The sequence below is a fragment of the Thalassospira sp. GB04J01 genome, assembly GCF_000751115.1.
GTDB lineage: Bacteria > Pseudomonadota > Alphaproteobacteria > Rhodospirillales > Thalassospiraceae > Thalassospira > Thalassospira lucentensis.
The window spans coordinates 468,591-490,157 of record NZ_CCDX020000009.1; the positions used below are offsets into that span (position 1 = coordinate 468,591).

The following is a 21,567-nucleotide window of genomic DNA, read 5'->3' on the forward strand; positions in this document are numbered from 1 at the left end:
ACAAGAATTCCAATAAGATACTGATAACATGGAAAGAAAAGGGGCATACCGTTGATGGCGACCTTCCAGCAGCCAAAAACCAGTGCCAATACCACGATACTCAAACGCGTCGTTCTGTGCATGATCGCCGGACTGCTCAGCACGCTTGTCTTGTTGGGCGCGGTCCCGCCGGCGGATGCCTCGACCAAAAGCGAACCCGCCGCCGGGGAAGACGCTCCCACCGAACCGGTCATTCCCGATACTGTTATCATTCCCGATCCGGTGTCGCTGACCGTGGTGCTGCCAAAATCGGGCACCATTCGCCAGTTGGTATTCAACATCTGGCTTGAGGCCGCGACCAAACAGGATGTCGAGGTGATCGAAAGCCGGATGCCAAAAATCATCAATGCGTTTTTGGTTGATCTGCAACGTCTGATGTACCGCGATACCCAGAACCGTTTCGAAACCCGCGAACCGGGCAAGCGTGGCTTTAAGTTTGACGCGCCGGCCTTGTTGCCACCCCCGCCGGCCAAAACTGAAGAAGAACTTCAGGCCGAAGCAGACGCCGCTGAAGAAGCGGCCGAAAAAGGTGAGGAAATCACACCCGAGCCGCCCTTTAGTCCGTTTGCACCCGTGCCGAACCGCTATTTCTCGGCCCTTCAGTTCCAGTTGCAGAAAACGGCACAATCCATCTTGCCGCCAGATACCCTGCGCTCTGTTCAGGTCCGCAAGTTCTATGATCATTGGCCGGGCGATGCCAAGAAACGCTAACGCTGTGCGCACTCCCTTTGCAATGACCTCCTGACCCGACCTTCATATGAAACCGGTTGCAATGCTTCTGCGGTGCTGCCGGTTTATCCTGTGATGGGTTTAAGGGTGTGTTTCCTTTAATCTTCGCCCCTGATCCGGGCGTGATGACGCATTGTCATGGGGCATTGCACAACACGCACTTGTGCGATCGGAATGGCGTGATATGCCGATGACGTCCTTTGCACCGGAGATCGCCTATCATGCCGTTTGAAACCTGGCTGAGTTTTACCGTTCTTGTCTTTTTGCTGGTCCTGACACCGGGGCCAAGTGTTCTGATTGGGATGTCGCATGCGCTGCGCTATGGTGCCCGCCCGACCTTGATGACGGCCTTGGGCGATGTGACGGCAAACATGATCCAGATGGTGGTTGCCGCTGTCGGGCTTGGGGCGCTTTTGGCAACGTCGGTGACGGCGTTTGCGGTTGTGAAGTGGTGCGGGGTTGGTTTCCTTCTGGTGATGGGGCTGACAGCCCTTTTTCGCAAATCCAGGGCAAACAAGGTTCAGAACGATATCAAAACGAACCCGGCGGGCCTCTATGAACCCGTCCGTCGCCGTAAACTGTTCCGTGAGGGTTTTCTGGTTGCGGCGGGTAATCCAAAGGCCATTGCGTTTTTCGGCGCATTGTTCCCGCAATTTGTCGATCCGACCGCCGCATTGATCCCGCAGTTGCTGATCCTTGGTGTGACCTTTGTTGTTCTTGATTACACATTCGTAATGATTTACGCGATGGGGGCCGCCCGGGTGATGCCTTGGCTGGTGCAGCGCGGCGGGACAAATGTGGTGGCACGGGTCTCCGGGGCTGTTTTGATCGCTGCTGCTGCCCTTTTGTCGCTGATTGAGATGCCAGAAAGCAGTGCGGGCACCCGTCACTGACCTTTTCGCGCAACACGGCGTATCTGGCGAAATTCACCCGCAGTTATCTTATATGTACTGATTTCATTTCGCCTATACCCTTGTTCTTAAACGTGAAAACAGGGAAATGGGCGAGATGCGCAAAACAGCCGTTACATACCAACTGGTCTGTATATAGCGATTTTTGACTGTATAAGAAGAACGGAATTTGCGTAAAGGAAAGGATTGCTGCCCTAAATCGCCCTAAGGGCGACCAGATCCTGAATTTGCCGCCCAAACGGGCCCAAAGTCGATCTGTAAACGGTTGTTCGACCGAGAGCCAGAGGCGGTTTAGTCGGTTTCTTTGCCTGCCGCGACGATAATATCGCCAAACTCACGCAGGAAAACAGACCCTTTGACCGTCCGCTGGATCAGGACCGAACGACGGTCGTCTTCATCGACCTTGCGTTTGACCATGCCAAGCGAACTTAGGCGGTCAAGGGCACGGGTGATGGCCGGTTTGGAAATATTCAGGGCATCTGACAATCCGCGCACGGTATGCGGCGCCGGGGTCAGGTAAACATTCAATAACAAAGCCATTTGCCGAGCAGATAAATCGGGAGAATCCCGACGCACGCTTTCTACAATCGCGATACGCCAAAGGTCGAGGGCCTTGGACGGTTTGATCTCGATCGACATGCTTGTGCCCAACAATTATTTGTTACGAATACGTAATCTGTCTACCTGACCCCTGCGTAGATGTCAAAGGTCTAATTGGGAAATACGTAATTCCCGGTTTGGTTTACTTACCGAAACGATCCTCGATCAGCTTGAAGGCAGCCCGAATTCCCTGTGCTTCGCCACCGGTTGGGCGGCCCGGTCGATCGGTCGGGTTCCAGGCCATCAAATCAATATGGGCCCAGCTTTTTGCCCCTTCGGCAAACCGATCCAAAAACAGACCGGCAATGATCGCACCGCCAAACGGGCTGCCGGAAATGTTGTTCATGTCGGCCGCCTTGCTATCAAGCATCGGGCGGTACTCATCCCACAATGGCAACCGCCACATCGGGTCATGCAGCGCCAAGCCATTTTCCATCAACCCATTGGCCAGATCATCATCATTGGAAAACAGCGCCGGCAAACCAAGGCCAAGCGCAACCCGTGCCGCCCCGGTCAGGGTGGCGAAATCAAGCAGCATGTCGGGGTCTTCCGATGCGGCCTCGGTCAGCGCATCAGACAGGACAAGCCGCCCCTCGGCATCGGTATTGCCGACTTCAACCGTGATGCCTTTGCGGGTTTGCAAAATGTCACTTGGGCGATAGGCCCGGCCTGACACCATGTTTTCAACCGCGGGGATCAGCACACGCAACCGGACCGGCAAGTTCGCGGCCATAATCATGCGCGCCAGCCCCAGAACCTGTGCCGAACCGCCCATGTCCTTTTTCATCAGCAACATGTTGCTTGATGGCTTCAGGTCATAGCCGCCGGTATCAAAACACACTCCCTTGCCGACCAGCGTGATTTTGGGTGCGCTGTCATCGCCCCAATGCAAATCAATCAGGCGCGGTTCGCGGTCACTGCCATGCCCGACCGTATGAATGGCCGGAAAGTTTTGCTTGAGCAATTCTTCACCAACAATCGCGCTGACCTTGGCCCCAAATTCCGCGCCAAGATGCTTTGCCGCGGCTTCAAGTTCCGCCGGGCCCATGTCATTGGCCGGGATGTTGATCAAATCACGCGCCAGTCCGATGCCACGTGCAACGTTCTCGGCCCGTTTGGTCGCAGTGATGTCATGCAGGGCGATTTTCGCACGTTTGTCCTTTTTGCCATCATCCTTGCGATACCGATCAAACCGATACCCCCCAAGGTAGATACCAAGAGCAGCCTTTTCATAAAGCTCGGCATTTTTCGCAAAACCATCCTCAAACGCATAGGTCCCCTCGGGCAGGGCCATGGGCAGTGCGGCAAAGTCCCAAAGGGCTTTGGCATCATCAAGGTAACCGACCAAAACGGTGCCAAGCCCGCCGCCGTTTGCCGGCAACGCCAGATGCGTGCCGCGTTTTGCCTCATAGCCGTTGGCGGCAATCCATGCCTTGGTATTGGCTGGCTGATCGGTCAGCCACGCGGTAAAATCGCCTTCGGCAATCGGGGTGATGGTGATCGGGTTTGCGGATGTATCGAGTGCGATAATGTGGTCGTACAATGTATGACTTCCCTGCTGGTGACGTGTTTCTGGCGTTACTTATGCTCAAGGGCGTTATATGCGGCGGTGATGCCGCCCGCCTTTCACCGTAAGATGCCAAGTGCAAGATATATTCCGTGATCTTACGGCTGCCATGGCCTTTGGGCAATTGGGCAAAAGAATTCTCCGCATGGGTGCTTGAACCGGCTTTGCAAAGCAAAGATAGTAACGCTGTATCGCAACCCCATTGGTCAAAAGGCTCCGCCATGGAAACGCTTCCCGTCCTTTATATCGGCAATAAAAATTATTCGTCCTGGTCGCTGCGGGCTTGGCTGGGGCTCAAAGTCGCCAATGTCGCCTTTGAAGAAAAACTCGTTCAATTGCGCAGCGATGCCTTCGCCGCACAGGCGCCGGTGTTTTCCCCAACCGCAAAGGTCCCGGCCTTTTTCGATGGGCGCAAAACCATCTGGGAAGCCATGGCGATCCTTGAATATATTGCCGATAGCCAGCCCGATACGCTGCTCTGGCCGCTGGATATGGATATCCGGGCGATTGCGCGCGCGGTATCGCTTGAAATGCATGGCGGCTTTGGCCCGTTGCGCAGCCACATGCCGATGAACTGCCGTAAATCATTGCCCGGTCTGGGGCGTGGTCCCGGCGATGCGGTCAAGGGTGTCGATGCCGACATCGCCCGCATTGGCGAGATTTTTAAAACCTGCCGCACCCAATATGGGCAGGGCGGTGATTTCCTGTTTGGCCATTTTTCGATTGCCGATGCCATGTATGCCCCGGTGGTCACCCGGTTTAAAACCTATGGCGTGACGCTCGATCCGATTGGCAATGCCTATATGGAAACCATCCTTGCCCTGCCTGATATGACGGCATGGTACAACGATGCCGCGGCCGAAGAATGGATCATCGAGGATTCCGAGGTAAAGTAACCCATGCCCGGACTAAAACCCGGAAAATTGCCTGAAATTGACCCACCCGGCGGGGACGCGGCCCTTGATGCCCTGCTGGCTGATGTGCGCGCCTGCGCGATTTGCGCCGACAGCCTGCCGTTGGGCCCGCGCCCGGTGGTGCGCATGGCAAAAGCTGCGCGCATTCTGGTGATCGGGCAGGCACCGGGAACAAAGGTGCATGAAACCGGCCTGCCATGGAATGATGCGTCGGGCGATCGGTTGCGCGACTGGCTGGGGCTGCCGGTCGATGATTTTTATGATCCGGCCAAACTTGCCATCATGCCGATGGGGTTTTGTTATCCCGGCCGCATGGCGCGCGGGGGCGATTTACCGCCCCGCCCGGAATGTGCCCCGACGTGGCATGAGGCCTTGCGGGGCCATTTGCCCGATATCGGATTAACCCTTTTGATCGGGCAATATGCGCAAAGTTACTATCTTGGCAAACGCCGGGCCAAAACCATGACCCAAACCGTGCATCAGTTTACCGATTATCTGCCCGAGGGTATTTTGCCCATGCCCCATCCAAGCTGGCGCAACACCGCATGGATGAAAAAGAACCCGTGGTTTGAAGCCAACCTTTTGCCGGTCCTGCGCGCCAAGGTACAGGCCCTGTTGGGTTAATCGCGTTTTTGTGGTTCAATGACGCGATAAAAAACAAGGAGGTAAAACACATGAGCAAACTCGACAAAGCTGCAATCCAGACCGCCCTGACCAACCTTCCCGGTTGGGATCTTGCCGAAGACGGCCTGTCGATTGGCCGCGTTTACATGTTTGGCGATTTCAATTCCGCCTTCGGGTTTATGACCCGTGTGGCGATCATGGCCGACAAAATGGATCACCATCCCGAATGGTTCAATGTCTACAACAAGGTCGGCGTGACGCTCACCACCCATGATGCCGGGGGTGTGACGGCCAAGGACATTGACCTTGCGACCTTCTGCAACACGGTTGTTGATAAATAGGTCCTGATCCCAATCACCCTTTCCGCCCTGATCGTCATTCCCGCGAAGGCGGGAACCTGTTGCTGTTTCAAATAAAAAACACCCTGCCGGTGTGGGATCGGCAGGGTGTTCTGGCTGCGGTCATGTAGGGCAGAACCGTGCGGGACTATTTCGGTTCCAGCCGGACCGCGCCGTCGATGCGGATGGTCTCGCCGTTGATCATCTGATTTTCACAGATATGCAGCGCCAACCGGCCATATTCCGCCGGATCCCCCAGACGTTTGGGGAATGGGATATTCGATGCCAGCGCTTCCTGCATTTCATCGGGCAGGGCGGTGACCATCGGGGTGCCAAACATGCCCGGCGCAATCGATACAACCCGAATGCCATGGCGGGCCAGTTCGCGCGCGGCCGGAAGCGTCATGGACGCCACCCCACCCTTGGATGCGGCATAGGCTGCCTGTCCGATCTGCCCCTCATATGCGGCAATCGATGCGGTGTTGATCACAACCCCGCGTTCGCCCGATGGCCCCGGTTCGTTGCTGCTCATGGCGGTGGCGGCAACCCGCATCATGTTGAACGTCCCGATCAGGTTGACGGAAATAACCCGCGAAAAGGCATCAAGATCCGCCGGGCCTTCACGCCCGACAATGCGTTCGCCCTGCAAAATACCGGCACAATTAACCAGGATCGACGGACGCCCCATGGTCTTGACCACCTCGGCAACCGCCGTTTCAACGCTGGCGGCATTGGAAACATCCACCCCAAAACCAACCCCGCCAAGTTTTTGCGCGGTGGCCTTGGCCCCGTCCTCGTTCAAGTCAAAAACAGCAAGCTTCGCACCTGCATTGGCCAAAACCTCGGCGGTGGCCGCCCCAAGACCGGACGCCGCCCCGGTGACAATGGCAATTGATCCCTTGACCTGCATGACGTGAAGCCTCCCTTGATATTTGGTATTTTCTCTAATTGGTATTTCTATACCAAATTATACCTTTATCGGGCAAGGGCTATTGCAGGCAGGGCAAAACACCGGGTAATGGCATCACAGGCCATTGGTTTTTCGGCCAACAATCGTCGCGGTTTGCGGGTCTTGTGCGGGGATTTGTGTTGCTTGGGCACTGGTTGCGGCAAGCTTGCGTTCCCGAACGGCGACATAGATCGCAGCCCCAATAATCATCGCCCCACCGGGCAAAATCCAGATATCGGGCACTTCGCCAAACAGGACCAATGCCAGAATGGCGATGATCGGCAGGCGTAAATAAGAAAACCCGACAAAAAAGCTGTAATCGGCCAACCTCAACGCCTGAATATTACACATCTGCATGACATTCATCATCAGTGCCGCAACGGCCATTAAGCCCAAGGCCTCAAGGCTGGGCGTTTGCCAGACAAACAGGGCCGGGATCAGCGACACCGGGGTGGTGATGATCATCAGATAAAACAAAAGCGATGTGGTGCTTTCGGTCGCCACAAGCCGTTTGGTGATCATGCCCGCACAGGCCATGCAGAGTGCTGCGGCAATCGGAAGGATGCTCGCCAGATGCATCGCGTCCGATCCCGGCTGAATGATTACTCCAACCCCGACAAATCCGACCACAACCGCGATCCAGCGATGGGCGCGCACGGTTTCGCGCAAAATCACGGCGGCCAATATGGTGCCAAACAGCGGCACAGTGAAATTAAGGGTCGTCGCCTCGGCCAGTGGCAAATACAAAACCGCCATGAACCACAGGCACATTTCGGCTGCCGACAAGACCCCACGCAACCCAAACAAGGGCAGGCGTTTGGTTTTAAGTTCCGCCAATCCTTTGCGCAACACCATCGGTGCAATCAGGATGACGCCGAAAAAGAACCGTAAAAACACCGCCTGATAGGGATGAATTTCCGCCGTGGCAAACCGGATGGTCAGGGTAAAGCACGCCGCAAGGATGGCCGCACACAGGGCATAAAAGCTGGCCTTTACCGTGTTGGGCTGGCGGTCAAACCATGCTTTCATTTTTAGCGATCCTGACGTTCTGTGTGGGTTTATCGGCGTTTTGACGGCGGTTCGATGTCACTGGTGGCCGCTGTCGGGCCGCGGTTGATGCGGTTGGCTTCTTTGGCAAGTTTGGCTTCACGGCGTGCAATGAACAATGCCGATCCGATAATCAGCCCCGCACCGGGCAACAGCCAGATTTCCGGCACTTCGCCAAACAGGACAAAGGCAATGCCAACGACAATCGGCAATCGCAGATAGTTAAACCCGACGACAAAGCTGTAATCATAAAGCCGGAACGCATTGGTGTTGCAAATCTGTGTGATGTTGGCAAAAACCGCGACCCCGACCAAAAGGCCAAGCGTTGGCAAGTCCGGCGTCTGCCAGACAAAAAGGGCTGGGATCAAGGTCATTGGCGTCATCAAAAGCATCATATAAAGCACAATCGTCGTGCTGTTTTCGGTCTTTGACAGTGACTTGATCGTCAATCCCGCCGACGCCATGCAAAGGGCTGCTGCAATCGGAAGAAGGCTTGCCAGTTGCATGGTCTCACTGCCGGGCCGAATGATGATCAGAACCCCGATAAACCCGGCCAAAAGGGCGGCAATGCGGTACTTTCGAATGGTTTCGCGCAAAAAGATCGCGGCCAGAAACGTCCCAAACAGCGGCACGGTAAAATTAAGCGTCGTCGCCTCGGCCAACGGTAAATAGGCAAGGGCGGAAAACCAGAAACTCATCGCCCCCATCGACAATAAGGCGCGCAGGCCAAACATCGGCAGTCGATGGGTTTTAAGCTGCATCACCCCGGATCGAAGCGCAAAGGGCGCAATCATGATCAGGCCAAAGAAATTGCGAAAGAAAACCGCCTGCAGCGGATCAATTTCGGCCGTCACCAACCGCACAAGAACCGATGACATCGCCGCCATCACCGTCCCGATCAGGGCAAAGACCGTCGCCTGTAAATAGGGGGGCAAGCCCGCATACCAACTACGCATCGGGTTTCCTTTCCGACGCGTTGTTTCGATCCTCCCTGGTTACTGGAATGGCCTGTGCGTCGGCGGGCGCACTGGTCGGCAGGCGCGGCTCAATCCGGGCCTGCTTGGCCAGAACCGCTTCGCGGCGCGCGATATAAAGGGCCGATCCAATGATCAAGGCCGCCCCGGCCCATGTCCAGATATCGACCACTTCGCCAAACATGATAAACGCCATGGCCGCCACAAACGGCAGGCGCAGGAAGTCAAAAATCATCACATAAGACTGATCCGCCGCGCGGTAGGCCCGCACCAAAAGCTGCTGTCCGGCGGTGGCGAATCCGCCCATCAAAAGCAGCACGGCAAACTGCCAAAGTGTCGGTGTTTGCCAGTAATACAGCGCTGGCAAGAACGACAGTGGCGTCATGATCAGCCCCATCCATGTGACAATGGCATTGGCACTTTCGGTGCGCGACAGCATCTTAACCGTCGTCATGGCGGCCGCCATAAACAGGGTCGCTGTCAGGGCCAAAATCGCGCCGGTTTCAAAACTTTGTCCAAACGGGCGGATGATGACCATCGCGCCAACAAACCCGATGGCAACCGCGCTCCAGCGGCGCGCGCGCACGACCTCACGTACAATGAGGGCCGCCAATACCGTAGTTAGGATCGGCAGGGTAAAGTTGATCGCAATCACCTGTGCCGTCGGGGTGATGGCAAGGGCGGAAAACAGGCACAGCATCGCGCCAAGGCCAAGGGCGGCGCGCAGGAAATGCAGTTTAAACCGTTCGGTTTTTAACCCGGTGCGCCCATGGGTCAATATCCATGGCACCATCGGAACCAAACCGAAAAGATTTCGGAAAAAGGCGGCTTCGAACGGGTGAACATCTTGCGTGACATAGCGGATCAACACCGCCATCGTCGCCATGCAAAAGGCCGACCCAATCATAAGCAGGGTACCGCGCAGGGCATTATGTTCAGTCGGGGCAGTCGGGGGCGAAGGCTGCATCGGGGACAGAACCCTTATAGGGGTAAAATGGGGGCGATACTGGGTGGCAGGCAGGAGTGTCAGGTTGAAACTATATATCTTTCAATATCGTATGACAAATTGACGGGGCTGTCTTGCCGCAATCGGCGGCCCCCCGGTCTTCCAACCGGCAAGGCAATCGTTTCGGGCAATTGGTATGAGGAATTATCTCGTGGTTTGACACCGGCAAAAAACGAAAAACCGCAAGCCAATGGCGGCTAATCGTCACGTGAATTTCACAGTCTGGCGCATTGCTTTGGGGTGAAATGTTCTCGGGCCGCTGATTTTCGTGTAAGATCAAGCAACTCGACAGGAATGCATCAGGGGGAAGTTTAATGGATGCGATTGATCGCAAGTTGATCGATATTTTGCAGGAAGACGCTTCACTATCCTATTCGGTCCTTGGGACAAGGGTCGGATTGTCGGTCTCTGCGGTGAATGATCGCGTGCGCAAATTGCGCGATCAGGGAATTATCAAATCCTATCAGATTGCGGTTGATCCGCACGCCATCGGACGGGCATTGACCGCCATGGTCTGGTTGCGGACCGATCCGGCCAAAGGCAATAAAAAACTGGTGAAATCACTGATCAAGGCCGATGAGGTTCTTGAATGCCATCACATGACCGGGCGGTTTGACTTTCTGTTGAAATTGCGCCTGCGCGATACCGCCCATCTTGAAAGCTTCATCACCGACACGATCAAGGAACTTGGCGGTATTTTGGAAGTATTGCCGGAAATTGCCCTGTCAACGGCAAAGGAAACGGCCTTTGTTCCGGCACAGGCCGAAAGTAACTAAATATCCTCCTGTTTTGACTGATAACCATCACCATGCGGGAGAAATGCTTTTGATCGCAGGCATATATTCATAAATTCATGCCCTAATGGCGATCAGATCATCGCGCACAAAGCCATTGTTGCCGTAACAATGTCGTTTTGTGCCGATAACGATCCAGACAACTGGCAAAAACGCAACCAAGGTAAAGGGGACAAACATGATTGATTCGATGAATCTGGTTATCCTGATTGCATCGATTCTGGTGATTGTCGCCGTTTTTACAAGTCTGGTCAGCTTCCGCGTTGGCGCCCCTTTGCTGCTGGTGTTTCTGTTTGTCGGTCTTGGCGCGGGGGAAGACGGCATTGGCGGCATTGATTTTGACAATGCGCCGCTTGCCTATTTCATCGGCTCCATCGCCCTTGCCCTGATCCTGTTTGACAGCGGCTTTGAAACCCAGCGACGCACATTGAAAATTGCTGCGGCCCCCTCGCTTGTTCTGGCCACATTCGGGGTGATGATCACAACCGGTGTCATTGGCGGCATCACGTGGCTTGTGCTTGATGTGCCATGGCTGGTCGCCCTTCTGTTTGGCGCGATTGTCAGTTCAACCGATGCGGCGGCGGTATTTTTCCTGCTGCGCGTTGGCGGCATCAATCTGCGTGATCGGACGCGCAGCACGCTGGAAGTCGAATCGGGTTCGAACGATCCGATGGCGGTGTTTTTAACCATCTCGCTGGTCGAACTGATCGTGCTGGGCGGTGGGGACAATGTTGCTTTTGAACTGCTACAACGCTTTGTCCTGCAAATCGGTCTGGGTGCGATTTTTGGTCTGGCGGGGGGCTATGCGCTGGTGCAAATGATCAACCGGGTCAAGCTTGAGCCGGGGCTTGTGCCGATCATTACCATGGCCTGCGCACTCAGCCTGTTTGGCGCGACCAGCATTCTGGGCGGCAGCGGCTTTTTGGCGGTCTATGTTGCCGGGCTATATGCCGGCAACAGCAACATGAAAATGAGCGTCGGTGTCCGCCGGTTTCAGCATGTCACCACATGGCTGGCCCAGATCGCGATGTTTGTCACCCTGGGCTTGCTGGCCACCCCGTCGGAATTTGGCGCTGTGATCATTCCCGGTGTCATCTTGGCACTGGTTCTGGTGTTTGTCGCCCGCCCGGTCGCGGTATGGCTGTGCCTGATGTTCTTTAACTTCTCGCGCAATGATACCGCATTTATTTCGTGGGTCGGGTTGCGTGGTGCGGTGTCGATCCTTTTGGCGATTGTGCCGATGGTCGAAGGTGTTCCCGAAGGACAGCTTTTGTTTAACACTGCCTTTATCGTTGTGATCACATCCCTTTTGCTTCAGGGCTGGACGATTCGGCGGATGGCGCGCTGGTTGGGCATTATTGTGCCGCCGCGTCATGGTCCGGTCGACCGTATTGATCTTGAATTGCCCGGCAATGCCAATCAGGAAGTCGTTATTTATCGTGTGCATGATGCCAGTGCGGTGGCGACCGGCCAACGTATTCCGCGCTGGGCCCGGCCCAGCCTGATCTTGCGCGATGGCACGTCGTTGCGCCCGCACAGTGCCGGGCCGATCCAAGGTGGCGATCAGGTCTATATCATCACCCCGCCGCGTCATGTCGACCTGCTTGATCAACTGTTTGCCGGTCCGGCCGAGGGGGCCAATGACGTCGAACTGTTTGGTGATTTCAGCTTCCCGGCGACAACCCAGATTGCCGATATCGGCCGTCTGTATGGCTTTGCGGTCGAAGAGGACGACATTGACCTCACGGTTGCAGATATCCTTGAACGTGATTTGTCCGACACGCTCGAACTGGGGGACCGGATTGCCTATGGCACGGTGGAATTGATCGTGCGCCGCACCGATGATGAACATGGTGTGACGGACGTCGGGCTGGCGGTCGAACAACAGATTGCCAAACCCAAACGCAATATCCCGATCTTCCAGTCGCGCAGCGAACTTCTCAGCATCTGGAAAGACTGGCAAAAACGTCGCCGCGATGAAAAAAACGCCGCACGGACGGCCAGGCTGACCTCCGCGCCCACCGCTCAGCAGGGCAAGGAGGCGCTTGCTGCACCGGATGATGCGCCTGATGACGCAGCGGACGACAGCGCGGACCCAGACACCCCGGAAAATGAAACCAGCAGCAAGCCCTCCTGATCCGAACAGGGCGATGCACAGGCGACCAGTCTGCGGGGTATGGCTGCTTATGGCGGAAGGCTACTGACAGCCTGTCTTGTGATAAGCCAGATTCTGCCATGGTATTAGCTCACCTAATGACAGGATCAAAAATGCTGGCTTGGCGGGGATCGTATTTCTGACCTAAATTACCGCTTCAATTCTTGCGGGAGTCCGTCATGGGCATACTGGGATTATATGCGGTTGTTGTGCTGATCTGGGGATCGACCTGGATCGCGATCCAGTTTCAGCTCTCCGTCGCCCCCGAGGCCGCTGTTGCCTATCGCTTTGCGCTGGCGACCCTGATCCTGATGGCATGGTGTGGCCTGCGCCGCTTGCCGATGCGCTTCTCGCGGCGGGACCATCTGTTCATGGCCGCCCTTGGCGTCTGCCTGTTCTCGTTTAACTATGTGCTGATCTATATCGCCAGTATCCATCTGACCTCCGGGCTGTTGGCGGTGGTGTTTTCGACCATCGTCATCATGAATATGATTAATGGTGCGATCTTTTTCCATCGCCGTCCTGAAACACGCACGGTGATAGGGGCGGTTCTGGGCATGGCCGGTATTTCTTTGGTGTTTGCCCGCGATCTGGCGGCCTTTGATCTGGCAACCGGCGGCAGCATCGGGCTTTTGCTGTCTCTGGCCGGAAGCTACATCGCATCGCTTGGCAATATGGCCTCGGCCCGCAATCATGGGCACGGCATTCCGGTGATGCAGGCCAATGCCTTTGGCATGCTGTACGGCACCGTCATGCTGTTTGGCTATATCGCGGTTGCCGGTGTGCCACTGACGTTTGATACCAGCCCGTCTTTCCTTGGTGCCCTCGTTTATCTTGCGCTGTTTGGTTCGGTGATCGGGTTTGGCACCTATTTGACGCTGCTGGGCAAAATCGGGCCGGACCGTGCGTCCTATAGTTCGGTGATGTTTCCGGTGGTGGCTCTTTTGCTCTCGACATGGTTTGAAGATTTCATCTGGACCGGTAACATCATTCTGGGTGTTGGGCTGACGATGCTGGGCAATGTGGTGATCCTGACCAAACGCATGCCCAAACCGGCATCACTTGTCTTGGCACAAGTGGCGTCAGAACCGGTCTGTGATGACAAGGCCGAAAAAGCCGGTGTCTGACCGCTGATATGACCGCTGGCCTGACGGTGGTGTGTTAGACTGAAAACGCGCAAAGACGATAAAAGACGAACGGAGAAAGCACATGAATGGCGTCGCCTATTTCAAACGCATGGCGGACTATAATTATTGGGCCAACGGTCATCTGTACGCGGCCTGTGCCATTTTACCGGCTGACGCATTGTATGAGCCGCGCACCGCGTTCTTCCCGTCGATCATGCGCACCCTGAACCATCTTCTGGTCGCCGACCGTCTGTGGTTGTCGCGGCTTTTGGGTGCGCCCGAAGTCATGCCGCTTGATACCATCCTGTTTGATGCCTTTGGCGATCTGCGGGTTGCGCGTGAGGCACAGGATCAGGCGATTATCGCGTATCTTGATGGCTTGACCGAAGACGTCCTGACCAGCGATCTGACCTATCAGTCGGTCACGGCCGGGGCCTATACCATGCCGCGTGATCTGATTTTGGGACATATGTTCAACCATCAAACCCATCATCGCGGGCAATTGTCGTCCATGCTGCTTGAGGCGGGCGGCAAACCGCTTGAGATTGATTTGGTCTATTACGCACGAGATTTGCTGTGATGCTTGACCTTCTGGTCCAATACACCCCGTTTTTGATTGCGGCGGTGCTGCTGAATGTCTCGCCGGGGCCCGATATGGCCTATATCATCGGCCAAACGGCGGTTCATGGGCGAAAAATCGGCTTTTTCTCAAGTTTTGGGGTGGTTTCGGGCGCATTTGTCCATGTTTTTGCCGCTGCCCTTGGTCTTTCCGCCATTCTCGCGACCTCGGCACTGGCGTTTTCCATCGTCAAATGGGTTGGGGTGGCGTATCTGGTCTGGCTCGGCATTGGCGCGCTGCGCAGCAGTTTTGCCAAATCCTCCTCCGCTTCCGCCGCCACCAGCAACCCCACCTCAGACATAGACGACATCGCATCCGCTCGCGTCACGGCCCATAACGTCACCGCCTTTCAGGCATGGCGACAGGGGGCGATGATTGATGTGCTTAATCCCAAGGTTGCGATCTTCTTCATGGCCTTCTTGCCGCAGTTTGTGCATCCCGAACAGGGACACGGCGCGCTGCAGTTTCTCATTCTCGGCACAACGGTCAATCTGATCGGGCTTTTGGTCGAAGGTGCAATCGTGCTGATGGTCGGGGCGGCGGCGCTTCGCATCAAGGGCAATGGCGCGATTGGCGCGTGGCTGCAACGCTCCCTTGGGGCGATGTTTATCGCCCTTGGTGTGCGTCTGGCGATCACCGAACAATAAACGGCATTTTCCCCAAGCCAAGCATCAGGATGATTTCGATTTCGCCGCCAGATGCGCCACCAATGCGCGCGACAGCGGGGCGGCACTAAGTCCATGGGCGATGATGCTGATACAGACAATCATCACAACCGCGGCATAGATCGTCTCATGCCCGGTCGGGTCAATCATGGTGGCCATGATCAGCAAATAAATGATCGAGGCAATCCCGCGCGGCCCGAACCAGCCGATATAAAGCTTTTCGGCCAATGAATAGGGGCTGCCGATCATGCAAATCCACACACAGACGGGGCGCAAAACCACAAGGCTCGCGACCGAGAAAATAACCATTTGCCATGTCCACAGCCCGTAAACCGCCGGGACAACCAACAAGCCAAAGATAAAGAATGTCAGCATGGTCAAAAGCTCTGACTCGGCCTCGCCAAAGCTTTCAATCGCATCGCGCACCTTGTCGCTTGTGATGTTAAGCGCCAATCCCCCGGCAAAGGCGGCAACAAACCCGTTCCCACCAAGCTTTTCTGACAGAAAATAAATAAACAGGGCCGATAACACCCCCAAAAGCCGTTCAAACCGATCGAGAATGGTACGGTGGGTGACGGCATGATTAACCACATAGCCAATGACGATCCCGGTCAAAATACCAACCCCGGCCCCGATGGAAATTTCCATCACCGCTTCGCGGATCCAGTTGCCGGGCCCTTCGCCAAGTAACTCGGCCTCAAACAACACCGCGGTGGTAAAGACCGGCAACACCAGCCCGTCATTCAAGCCGCTTTCGATGTTAATGCCCTGGCGCACCGCATCGGGCACCTGTTTGTTTTCCAAAACCGGCTGGCCAAGGGCCGCATCGGTCGGGCTGACAATCAGGGCCAGAATAAGGGCGGGCAAAATGCCAATCGTTGGATCAATCCCGATGATAAACGCCCATGTCACCCCAATGGTCAGCGGCAATCCGACCAAAAGCAACCGGTTGGCAAGGCGCAATGCCGGGCGTTCCTTGCGGTAATCAAGTACCGCTGCATCCAGAAACAGGATAATCGCCAGCGTCATTTCGGCAAAGCCGGTGGCGAAATGAATGCGATCAGCCAGCGGGGCCAATGGCGCTTCGTGCCAGATGCCAAGTGGCAGGGCAATCACCGCCCCGGCCAGAACCATCATCATCGGCGATGAAATGCTCCGCCGTTGTAACCGGCGCGATTGCAGCCCGTATATCAGACCCGATCCCAGAAAAAGGATGATCACCCATTCAAACATGATTGCGCCTAACTGATTGGTTCATCACATAATGATGCCCCAAATCGGTGCAAATACCAAAAGGTTCAAACGGGGAATGTGATGGCGGCGGAAGGCGTTAGGCGGTCGCAGCGCGCAACACATCAAGTCCTTCGCCGTGGCACCGCGCATCGCCACTGGCAATTACCAGATCACCACTGTTGATGGTCAATGCGGTGCCATCCCAATCGGTAATCACCCCGCCAGCCCCTTCAATGACCGGCACAGCGGCACAGAAATCATAGGGTTGCAGGTTAGACTCGACCAAAACATCGCCAAACCCCATCGCAATCAGGCCATAGCCATATGAATCAATGCCGTAAATTGGATGGCGTGCCGCCCCAAATGCCGCTTTATATCCGGCAATGGCCTTTGGCGTGATGAAAAGATCCGGTCCGGTGGTGAAAATGGTCGCATCTTTTAAATGTTCACAGGCGCGCGCGTTGATCGGTTTGTCATTCAGCGTGGTGGGCTGCCCGGTAACCCCGATCCAGCGTTCATCCAATATCGCCTGATCAATCAGGCCCAGCACCGGTTTGCCGTTCTGACACAGGGAAATCAGGGTGTTAAAGCTGGGCTTTCCGGTGATAAACGATTTGGTCCCGTCAATCGGGTCCAGCACCCAGACATATTCCGCATCAAGGTTTTCTGATCCGTGTTCTTCGCCCAGAATCCCATGATCGGGAAGCTCGGCATTGATCATGTCGCGCATCGCCCGTTCAATTTCCCGGTCTGCAATGGTAACCAGGCTTGCGTCACCCTTCACATCAATTTCCACCGGCTTGCGGTAGTAGCTTTGTAAAACAGGCCGGGCGACATCGGCCAGCTTGTGCGCCATGGCAAGAAACGGGTGGGAATTGGTCATTGTCGGGGCTCCTGTTGGGCAGATGGCAAGTGGCAAGTTGGCGGGTCGCAGAAATTAATAGGTCCGACCCTAGGCCAGTGCGGCTTTGATGGTGACCAAAACATCGTGATGGCACCGCGCATCGCCACTGGCAATAACGTCCCCGGCACTCGCCATGGTCAATGGGTTGCCTGACCAGTCGCTCATCACCCCGCCAGCCCCTTCAACCACGGGCACAAGGGCGCAGAAATCATACGCTTGCATCCCGGTTTCCACCACCGTATCGGCCAAACCAAGGGCCGTCAGCCCATAGGCATAGGCATCCACCCCATACATTGGCACCCGGCATTTGGTTGAAACCGCGTCATAGGCCTTGGCCGCATCGCCGCGAAACAGTTCGGGTGCGGTGGTAAAGAAGGTCGCGGATTTAAGGTCTTCGCAGTCGCGCGCACTGATCTCCGTACCGTTCATGGTGCTGGCCTGTCCCATGACGCCGACCCAGCGTTCATCGGTGATCGCCTGATCAATGATGCCCAGAACCGGTTTGCCTTTGTGGCAAAGCGCAATCAGGGTGGCAAAGCTTGGCTTGCCGGAAATGAACGACTTGGTGCCGTCAATCGGATCCAGCACCCAGACATAGTCTGCGTCCATATTCTCACGACCGTATTCTTCGCCCAAAATCCCGTGATCAGGAAGCTCGGCACCCAGAATATCGCGCATGGTGCGTTCAACTTCCCGGTCGGCAATGGTGACCGGGCTGTCATCGGCCTTCACATCAACCGCAACCGGGGTGCGGTAATATTTGCGGACAACCGGGCGGGCGGCATCGGCCAGTTTGTGGGCAATGGTCAGAAACGGCTCGAGATCTTCCATGAAGGCACATCCCTGTGATGGTTGATGGCGGGGGGCGTCTAAATCGGCAAGAAAGACGCGATCAGATAGGGCCGAAACAGGCCTTGAAACGAAAACAGGGGACAGTTACCTGTCCCCTGTAAAAAATCAATGTCTGATCAGAAAAATCTGTCCAGTTTAATGCCGATTACTGCGCCGGTGCTTCTTCGCCTTGTGCTGCGTCTGCATCACCTTCTGCCGGTGCCGCATCTTCTGCCGCATCTTCAGCCGGGGCTGCTGCGTCGCCTTCCGCCGGGGCTGCTTGCGCAGCATCTTCTGCCGGTGCAGCCGCGTCTTCAGCTGGGGCTGCTTCTGCGGCTTCCGCCGGATCCGGATAGGCCATCGGGCTGTCAGACTTGCTGTTCAGCCAGGCAATGACGTTTGCGCGGTCAGATGCTTTTTTCAGGCCGCCAAAGCTCATTTTCGTACCGTCGATGTAACCACGCGGATTGTAAAGGAACTCGTTCAGCTCGGCAAAGCCCCACTGACCGCCATGGTCGGCCATGGCGCCGGAATAGGAAAAATCATCTTTGTGCGCGAAGTTCGCGCCAACGATACCATAGAGGTTCGGGCCAACCTTGTTCGGGCCGCCTTGCTCGGCATCATGGCAGGATGCGCATTTCTTGAAAACTTTCTCGCCTTCACCAAGGTCGGCAGACGCCAGCATGGCAAGAATAGGTTCCGGTCCTGCTGGTGCGCTTGGCGCCGCAGCAGGCGCATCGGCACCCGCCATCAGTTCTTCGGAGAAGGGATAAACCGCTTCTTCCAGTTCATCGGGATGGACAAGTGCGCCACCAATCTTTCCGACAACAATGACCAAAAGCACGGCACAAATGACGCCGGCGACGATCTTGTTGATTTCCATCGTGTTCATGACGGGACCCCGTTACAGCCTAATCACTCTCAGGTTTTTTATATATAATATAGACCAGATTGCCCATGCGTCCCCCTAGTGTTGCGCCAATTTACGCAACACGCATGTGACAGCAGGCAAAACTGATCGGTGGGAAACTATACGTTTCAGAGATTTGCATCAACCTTTCTTAAACATAAAGGCGAAAACAAAAAGCAGTAGACTTTCGTCTAGCACAATTTTGGGCATTGGCCCGCGTGATTGCCGCAAAAACGATTCTGTCTTTTGCCTATTCCCTGAAACCGGCTATTGTCCCGCCGATTCACAGCCATGTTTTGGCATCTTGCGCAACATGCATGCTTTGCGCGAAATCAAAATGTGGCTAACTATATGGCAAGCTATATGGCCCTGCTGCCTGACCGGAGTTCCAAAATGTCGACGCCGCGCAATCCTGTTGTTGTTATTCCTGCCCGTATGGCGTCCATGCGACTGCCCAACAAGCCGCTGGCCGACATCTGTGGCGCGCCGATGATTGTTCAGGTCTGGCGCCGCGCGATGGAGGCCGAAATCGGCCCGGTGCTGGTCGCCTGTGCCGAACAGGAAATTGTCGATGTCATTGAGGCCGCAGGCGGCATCGCGGTTCTCACCGATCCCGATTTGCCAAGTGGCTCGGACCGTGTGCATCAGGCGCTTCAGACATTCGATCCTGACGGCACATATGACGCAGTTGTGAATGTGCAGGGCGATCTGCCGACGATCTCGCCCGATGACATCCGCGCGGTATTTGATCCGCTTGCCGATCCGATGGTCGATATCGCAACGCTGGCGGCTGAAATCAAACGCGAAGAAGAACGCCACAATCCCAACGTGGTAAAGGCCGTCGTTGCCTTTAACGGCCAGCGTGTCGCACGTGCACTTTATTTCACCCGCGCGACCGCACCGTTTGGTGATGGTCCGCTGTATCATCACATCGGTCTTTATACCTATCGCCGTGCGGCCCTTGATCGGTTTGTCGCATTGCCCCCGGCCGAACTTGAAAAACGCGAACGGCTTGAACAGTTGCGCGCCCTTGAAAATGGCATGGTGATTGCGGTTGCACTGGTCGATGGCGTGCCCTTGGGTGTGGACACGCCCGAAGACCTTGAACGCGCACGCCTTGTGCTGGGCGCGTAATTGGGGTTTTCTATCCCAAATACTTGAAGTTCGTGACGAAAACACTTTTGACGTATCAGGAAACAACCAGATGACTGCGCAACAAAGGATCGCTTTTCAGGGAATGCACGGGGCCTATTCCGATCAGGCTGCCCGTCGTGCCTTTCCGGGTGCAACCACCGTACCCTACCGGACCTTTGAAGGCGCCTTTAGTGCACTGGAAGACGGCGATGTTGAACTGGCCGTCATCCCGATTGACAACACACTCGCCGGGCGCGTTGCCGATGTGCACCATATTCTGCCCGAGTCGGGTGTGCACATCATTGGTGAGACGTTCCTGCGGATCAATCACGCCCTTGTGGCCGTACCGGGAACCAGGATCGAAGAGATCAAGGAAATCCGCAGCCACGTTCATGCGCTGGGCCAATGCCGCAAATTGCGCAAAGAACTTGGGGTGAATACAGTTGTCGGTTCCGATACGGCAGGCTGTGCCAAGGAAGTCGCCGATCTTGGTGATAAATCGATTGCCGCGATTGCTCCGGCCCTTGCGGCCGAGATTTATGGGCTTGATATCCTGCGCACCGAAGTCGAAGACGCCGCACACAACACAACGCGCTTTATCATTCTGGCCCGCGATCCGCTCAATATCGCCAATGACGGCACCCCGGTTGTGACAAGCTTCGTCTTTCGGGTGCGCAACGTTGCCGCCGCCCTTTACAAGGCGCTGGGCGGATTTGCCACCAACGGCATCAATATGACCAAGCTCGAAAGCTATATGGTCGAGGGCCACTTCACCGCCACACAATTCTTTGCCGAGGTCGAAGCCCATCCCGAACAGCTTGGTCTGCGCCACGCGCTCGAAGAACTGCAATTCTTCTCGCATGAAGTCCGCATTCTCGGTGTTTATCCGGCTCACACATTCCGCCGGGAAAATGATTTGCCTGCCGAATAATCGCGCGCAGCACGCACAGCACATGAGAATACGTCACGAAAAAAAAGGGCCGGTCTTGCAAAAGACCGGCCCTTTAACGTCAAGATGTCAGACGTCCGACGGACTTAACTTTCCGACTGTTTGATCAGATCGCTTGAGAACCGCTTGATGATCTGGGTCAGTTCGGCCGAGCGGCTTGAAAGTTCTTCCGATGCCGATTTCAGTTCGGCGGCATCCTCGGTCGTGCTTTGCGCGCTTTTCATGGTTTCATCAACACTGTGCGAAATCTGTTTCACACCATCCGCACTGCGGTTGGCATTGCCCGAAATTTCCTGTGTCGCCGCACCCTGTTCTTCAATGGCCGCGGCAATCGCGGTGGAGGCACCACGCACCTGTTCGATGGTTTCTGAAACCCGCGAAATACCCGTCACCGCCCGTTCAGTACCATCGACAATGTCGTTGATCTGGGCGGCGATTTCATCGGTTGCCTTTGCGGTCTGGGTCGCAAGGTTTTTGACCTCGTTTGCCACCACGGCAAAGCCTTTGCCCGCTTCACCCGCGCGCGCCGCCTCAATCGTTGCGTTCAG

General features: G+C 55.7%; 23 protein-coding genes. 12 read left to right on the forward strand and 11 right to left on the reverse strand.

From position 1 onward, the window contains the following. Nucleotides 1–54 precede the first annotated feature (54 nt). Nucleotides 55–750 (forward strand): hypothetical protein, encoded by a 696-nt coding sequence (locus AMM48_RS09375; RefSeq protein WP_181951562.1) that lies wholly within the window; start codon nt 55–57, stop codon nt 748–750. Between the two features lie 239 nt (nt 751–989). Beyond that, entirely contained in the window at nt 990–1,661 is a 672-nt protein-coding gene (locus AMM48_RS09380; protein ID WP_102783799.1) for a LysE family translocator, read from the forward strand. A 309-nt stretch (nt 1,662–1,970) separates the two neighbouring features. Here AMM48_RS09380 and AMM48_RS09385 read toward each other — a convergent pair whose 3' ends face one another. Both AMM48_RS09385 and AMM48_RS09390 read right to left on the reverse strand, forming a co-directional pair. Next, nucleotides 1,971–2,318, reverse strand: coding sequence for a MarR family transcriptional regulator (locus tag AMM48_RS09385; protein WP_022732665.1), 348 nt, complete (start codon nt 2,316–2,318; stop codon nt 1,971–1,973). Between the two features lie 103 nt (nt 2,319–2,421). Then, a complete protein-coding gene (locus AMM48_RS09390; protein WP_102783800.1) occupies nt 2,422–3,822 on the reverse strand; it encodes a leucyl aminopeptidase family protein in 1,401 nt (466 codons plus the stop codon). 245 nt (nt 3,823–4,067) lie between these two features. Between AMM48_RS09390 and AMM48_RS09395 the strand changes: the two genes are divergently transcribed. From AMM48_RS09395 to AMM48_RS09405, 3 genes are read left to right on the forward strand one after another with little or no spacing between them, the layout of a single operon-like run. Then, nucleotides 4,068–4,742 (forward strand): glutathione S-transferase family protein, encoded by a 675-nt coding sequence (locus AMM48_RS09395; RefSeq protein WP_102783831.1) that lies wholly within the window; start codon nt 4,068–4,070, stop codon nt 4,740–4,742. A gap of 3 nt (nt 4,743–4,745) precedes the next feature. Next, nucleotides 4,746–5,384 (forward strand): uracil-DNA glycosylase family protein, encoded by a 639-nt coding sequence (locus AMM48_RS09400; RefSeq protein WP_102783801.1) that lies wholly within the window; start codon nt 4,746–4,748, stop codon nt 5,382–5,384. 50 nt (nt 5,385–5,434) lie between these two features. Next, nucleotides 5,435–5,725, forward strand: a complete 291-nt coding sequence (locus tag AMM48_RS09405; protein ID WP_022732661.1) for a 4a-hydroxytetrahydrobiopterin dehydratase — start codon at nt 5,435–5,437, stop codon at nt 5,723–5,725. Between the two features lie 145 nt (nt 5,726–5,870). Here the strand turns inward: AMM48_RS09405 and AMM48_RS09410 are convergent, their stop codons facing one another. The 4 genes from AMM48_RS09410 to AMM48_RS09425 form a co-directional block, all read right to left on the reverse strand. Next, nucleotides 5,871–6,632, reverse strand: a complete 762-nt coding sequence (locus AMM48_RS09410; protein ID WP_102783802.1) for an SDR family NAD(P)-dependent oxidoreductase — start codon at nt 6,630–6,632, stop codon at nt 5,871–5,873. A gap of 114 nt (nt 6,633–6,746) precedes the next feature. Next, nucleotides 6,747–7,700, reverse strand: a complete 954-nt coding sequence (locus tag AMM48_RS09415; protein ID WP_102783803.1) for a DMT family transporter — start codon at nt 7,698–7,700, stop codon at nt 6,747–6,749. Between the two features lie 29 nt (nt 7,701–7,729). Further along, entirely contained in the window at nt 7,730–8,674 is a 945-nt protein-coding gene (locus AMM48_RS09420; protein ID WP_102783804.1) for a DMT family transporter, read from the reverse strand. After that, nucleotides 8,667–9,659, reverse strand: a complete 993-nt coding sequence (locus tag AMM48_RS09425) for a DMT family transporter (RefSeq protein ID WP_102783805.1) — start codon at nt 9,657–9,659, stop codon at nt 8,667–8,669. Before AMM48_RS09425 ends, AMM48_RS09420 begins: the two co-directional genes overlap by 8 nt. Nucleotides 9,660–10,012: 353 nt before the next feature. On the opposite strand from AMM48_RS09425, the gene AMM48_RS09430 reads away from it, so the two are divergent. The 5 genes from AMM48_RS09430 (at nt 10,013) to AMM48_RS09450 (ending at nt 15,040) form a co-directional block, all read left to right on the forward strand. Further along, entirely contained in the window at nt 10,013–10,474 is a 462-nt protein-coding gene (locus AMM48_RS09430; protein ID WP_022732656.1) for an Lrp/AsnC family transcriptional regulator, read from the forward strand. A gap of 196 nt (nt 10,475–10,670) precedes the next feature. Beyond that, the gene (locus AMM48_RS09435) at nt 10,671–12,629 is read left to right on the forward strand and encodes a potassium/proton antiporter (RefSeq protein WP_102783806.1); all 1,959 of its coding nucleotides are present in this window, start codon (nt 10,671–10,673) and stop codon (nt 12,627–12,629) included. Nucleotides 12,630–12,826: 197 nt separating this feature from the next. Beyond that, on the forward strand, nt 12,827–13,774 hold the full coding sequence (locus AMM48_RS09440; RefSeq protein WP_102783807.1) for an EamA family transporter: 948 nt from the start codon (nt 12,827–12,829) through the stop codon (nt 13,772–13,774). An 82-nt stretch (nt 13,775–13,856) separates the two neighbouring features. Beyond that, on the forward strand, nt 13,857–14,354 hold the full coding sequence (locus AMM48_RS09445) for a DinB family protein (RefSeq protein WP_102783808.1): 498 nt from the start codon (nt 13,857–13,859) through the stop codon (nt 14,352–14,354). After that, nucleotides 14,354–15,040, forward strand: coding sequence for a LysE family translocator (locus tag AMM48_RS09450; RefSeq protein ID WP_102783809.1), 687 nt, complete (start codon nt 14,354–14,356; stop codon nt 15,038–15,040). The genes AMM48_RS09445 and AMM48_RS09450 overlap by 1 nt, the downstream gene beginning before the upstream one ends. Before the next feature lie 24 nt (nt 15,041–15,064). Here the strand turns inward: AMM48_RS09450 and AMM48_RS09455 are convergent, their stop codons facing one another. From AMM48_RS09455 to AMM48_RS09470, 4 genes are all read right to left on the reverse strand, one after another. Next, nucleotides 15,065–16,291, reverse strand: coding sequence for a cation:proton antiporter (locus tag AMM48_RS09455; RefSeq protein WP_102783810.1), 1,227 nt, complete (start codon nt 16,289–16,291; stop codon nt 15,065–15,067). A gap of 97 nt (nt 16,292–16,388) precedes the next feature. After that, nucleotides 16,389–17,174 (reverse strand): inositol monophosphatase family protein, encoded by a 786-nt coding sequence (locus AMM48_RS09460; protein WP_102783811.1) that lies wholly within the window; start codon nt 17,172–17,174, stop codon nt 16,389–16,391. A gap of 69 nt (nt 17,175–17,243) precedes the next feature. Next, the gene (gene hisN, locus AMM48_RS09465) at nt 17,244–18,026 is read right to left on the reverse strand and encodes a histidinol-phosphatase (RefSeq protein ID WP_102783812.1); all 783 of its coding nucleotides are present in this window, start codon (nt 18,024–18,026) and stop codon (nt 17,244–17,246) included. Nucleotides 18,027–18,192: 166 nt separating this feature from the next. After that, the gene (locus AMM48_RS09470) at nt 18,193–18,918 is read right to left on the reverse strand and encodes a cytochrome c family protein (RefSeq protein WP_102783813.1); all 726 of its coding nucleotides are present in this window, start codon (nt 18,916–18,918) and stop codon (nt 18,193–18,195) included. A gap of 411 nt (nt 18,919–19,329) precedes the next feature. Here AMM48_RS09470 and AMM48_RS09475 point away from each other — a divergent pair, with 411 nt between their 5' ends. Together AMM48_RS09475 and AMM48_RS09480 are read left to right on the forward strand one after the other, a co-directional pair. Beyond that, a complete protein-coding gene (locus AMM48_RS09475) occupies nt 19,330–20,070 on the forward strand; it encodes a 3-deoxy-manno-octulosonate cytidylyltransferase (RefSeq protein ID WP_101304866.1) in 741 nt (246 codons plus the stop codon). 70 nt (nt 20,071–20,140) lie between these two features. Further along, entirely contained in the window at nt 20,141–21,001 is an 861-nt protein-coding gene (locus AMM48_RS09480; protein WP_101304812.1) for a prephenate dehydratase, read from the forward strand. 104 nt (nt 21,002–21,105) lie between these two features. Here the strand turns inward: AMM48_RS09480 and AMM48_RS09485 are convergent. After that, on the reverse strand, nt 21,106–21,567 hold a 462-nt coding region (locus tag AMM48_RS09485; protein WP_244271173.1), incomplete at its 5' end, for a methyl-accepting chemotaxis protein.

Excerpts from the sequence above, each read along its gene's own strand:
- AMM48_RS09475 (WP_101304866.1), top strand. The coding sequence starts at position 19,330 with ATGTCGACGCCGCGCAATCCTGTTGTTGTTATTCCTGCCCGTATGGCG.
- AMM48_RS09425 (WP_102783805.1), bottom strand. The coding sequence starts at position 9,659 with ATGCAGCCTTCGCCCCCGACTGCCCCGACTGAACATAATGCCCTGCGC.
- AMM48_RS09395 (WP_102783831.1), top strand. The coding sequence starts at position 4,068 with ATGGAAACGCTTCCCGTCCTTTATATCGGCAATAAAAATTATTCGTCC.
- AMM48_RS09445 (WP_102783808.1), top strand. The coding sequence starts at position 13,857 with ATGAATGGCGTCGCCTATTTCAAACGCATGGCGGACTATAATTATTGG.
- AMM48_RS09430 (WP_022732656.1), top strand. The coding sequence starts at position 10,013 with ATGGATGCGATTGATCGCAAGTTGATCGATATTTTGCAGGAAGACGCT.
- AMM48_RS09450 (WP_102783809.1), top strand. The coding sequence starts at position 14,354 with ATGCTTGACCTTCTGGTCCAATACACCCCGTTTTTGATTGCGGCGGTG.
- AMM48_RS09420 (WP_102783804.1), bottom strand. The coding sequence starts at position 8,674 with ATGCGTAGTTGGTATGCGGGCTTGCCCCCCTATTTACAGGCGACGGTC.
- AMM48_RS09480 (WP_101304812.1), top strand. The coding sequence starts at position 20,141 with ATGACTGCGCAACAAAGGATCGCTTTTCAGGGAATGCACGGGGCCTAT.
- AMM48_RS09455 (WP_102783810.1), bottom strand. The coding sequence starts at position 16,291 with ATGTTTGAATGGGTGATCATCCTTTTTCTGGGATCGGGTCTGATATAC.
- AMM48_RS09435 (WP_102783806.1), top strand. The coding sequence starts at position 10,671 with ATGATTGATTCGATGAATCTGGTTATCCTGATTGCATCGATTCTGGTG.
- AMM48_RS09405 (WP_022732661.1), top strand. The coding sequence starts at position 5,435 with ATGAGCAAACTCGACAAAGCTGCAATCCAGACCGCCCTGACCAACCTT.
- AMM48_RS09385 (WP_022732665.1), bottom strand. The coding sequence starts at position 2,318 with ATGTCGATCGAGATCAAACCGTCCAAGGCCCTCGACCTTTGGCGTATC.
- AMM48_RS09460 (WP_102783811.1), bottom strand. The coding sequence starts at position 17,174 with ATGACCAATTCCCACCCGTTTCTTGCCATGGCGCACAAGCTGGCCGAT.
- AMM48_RS09380 (WP_102783799.1), top strand. The coding sequence starts at position 990 with ATGCCGTTTGAAACCTGGCTGAGTTTTACCGTTCTTGTCTTTTTGCTG.
- AMM48_RS09410 (WP_102783802.1), bottom strand. The coding sequence starts at position 6,632 with ATGCAGGTCAAGGGATCAATTGCCATTGTCACCGGGGCGGCGTCCGGT.
- AMM48_RS09415 (WP_102783803.1), bottom strand. The coding sequence starts at position 7,700 with ATGAAAGCATGGTTTGACCGCCAGCCCAACACGGTAAAGGCCAGCTTT.
- hisN (WP_102783812.1), bottom strand. The coding sequence starts at position 18,026 with ATGGAAGATCTCGAGCCGTTTCTGACCATTGCCCACAAACTGGCCGAT.
- AMM48_RS09440 (WP_102783807.1), top strand. The coding sequence starts at position 12,827 with ATGGGCATACTGGGATTATATGCGGTTGTTGTGCTGATCTGGGGATCG.
- AMM48_RS09470 (WP_102783813.1), bottom strand. The coding sequence starts at position 18,918 with ATGAACACGATGGAAATCAACAAGATCGTCGCCGGCGTCATTTGTGCC.
- AMM48_RS09400 (WP_102783801.1), top strand. The coding sequence starts at position 4,746 with ATGCCCGGACTAAAACCCGGAAAATTGCCTGAAATTGACCCACCCGGC.
- AMM48_RS09375 (WP_181951562.1), top strand. The coding sequence starts at position 55 with ATGGCGACCTTCCAGCAGCCAAAAACCAGTGCCAATACCACGATACTC.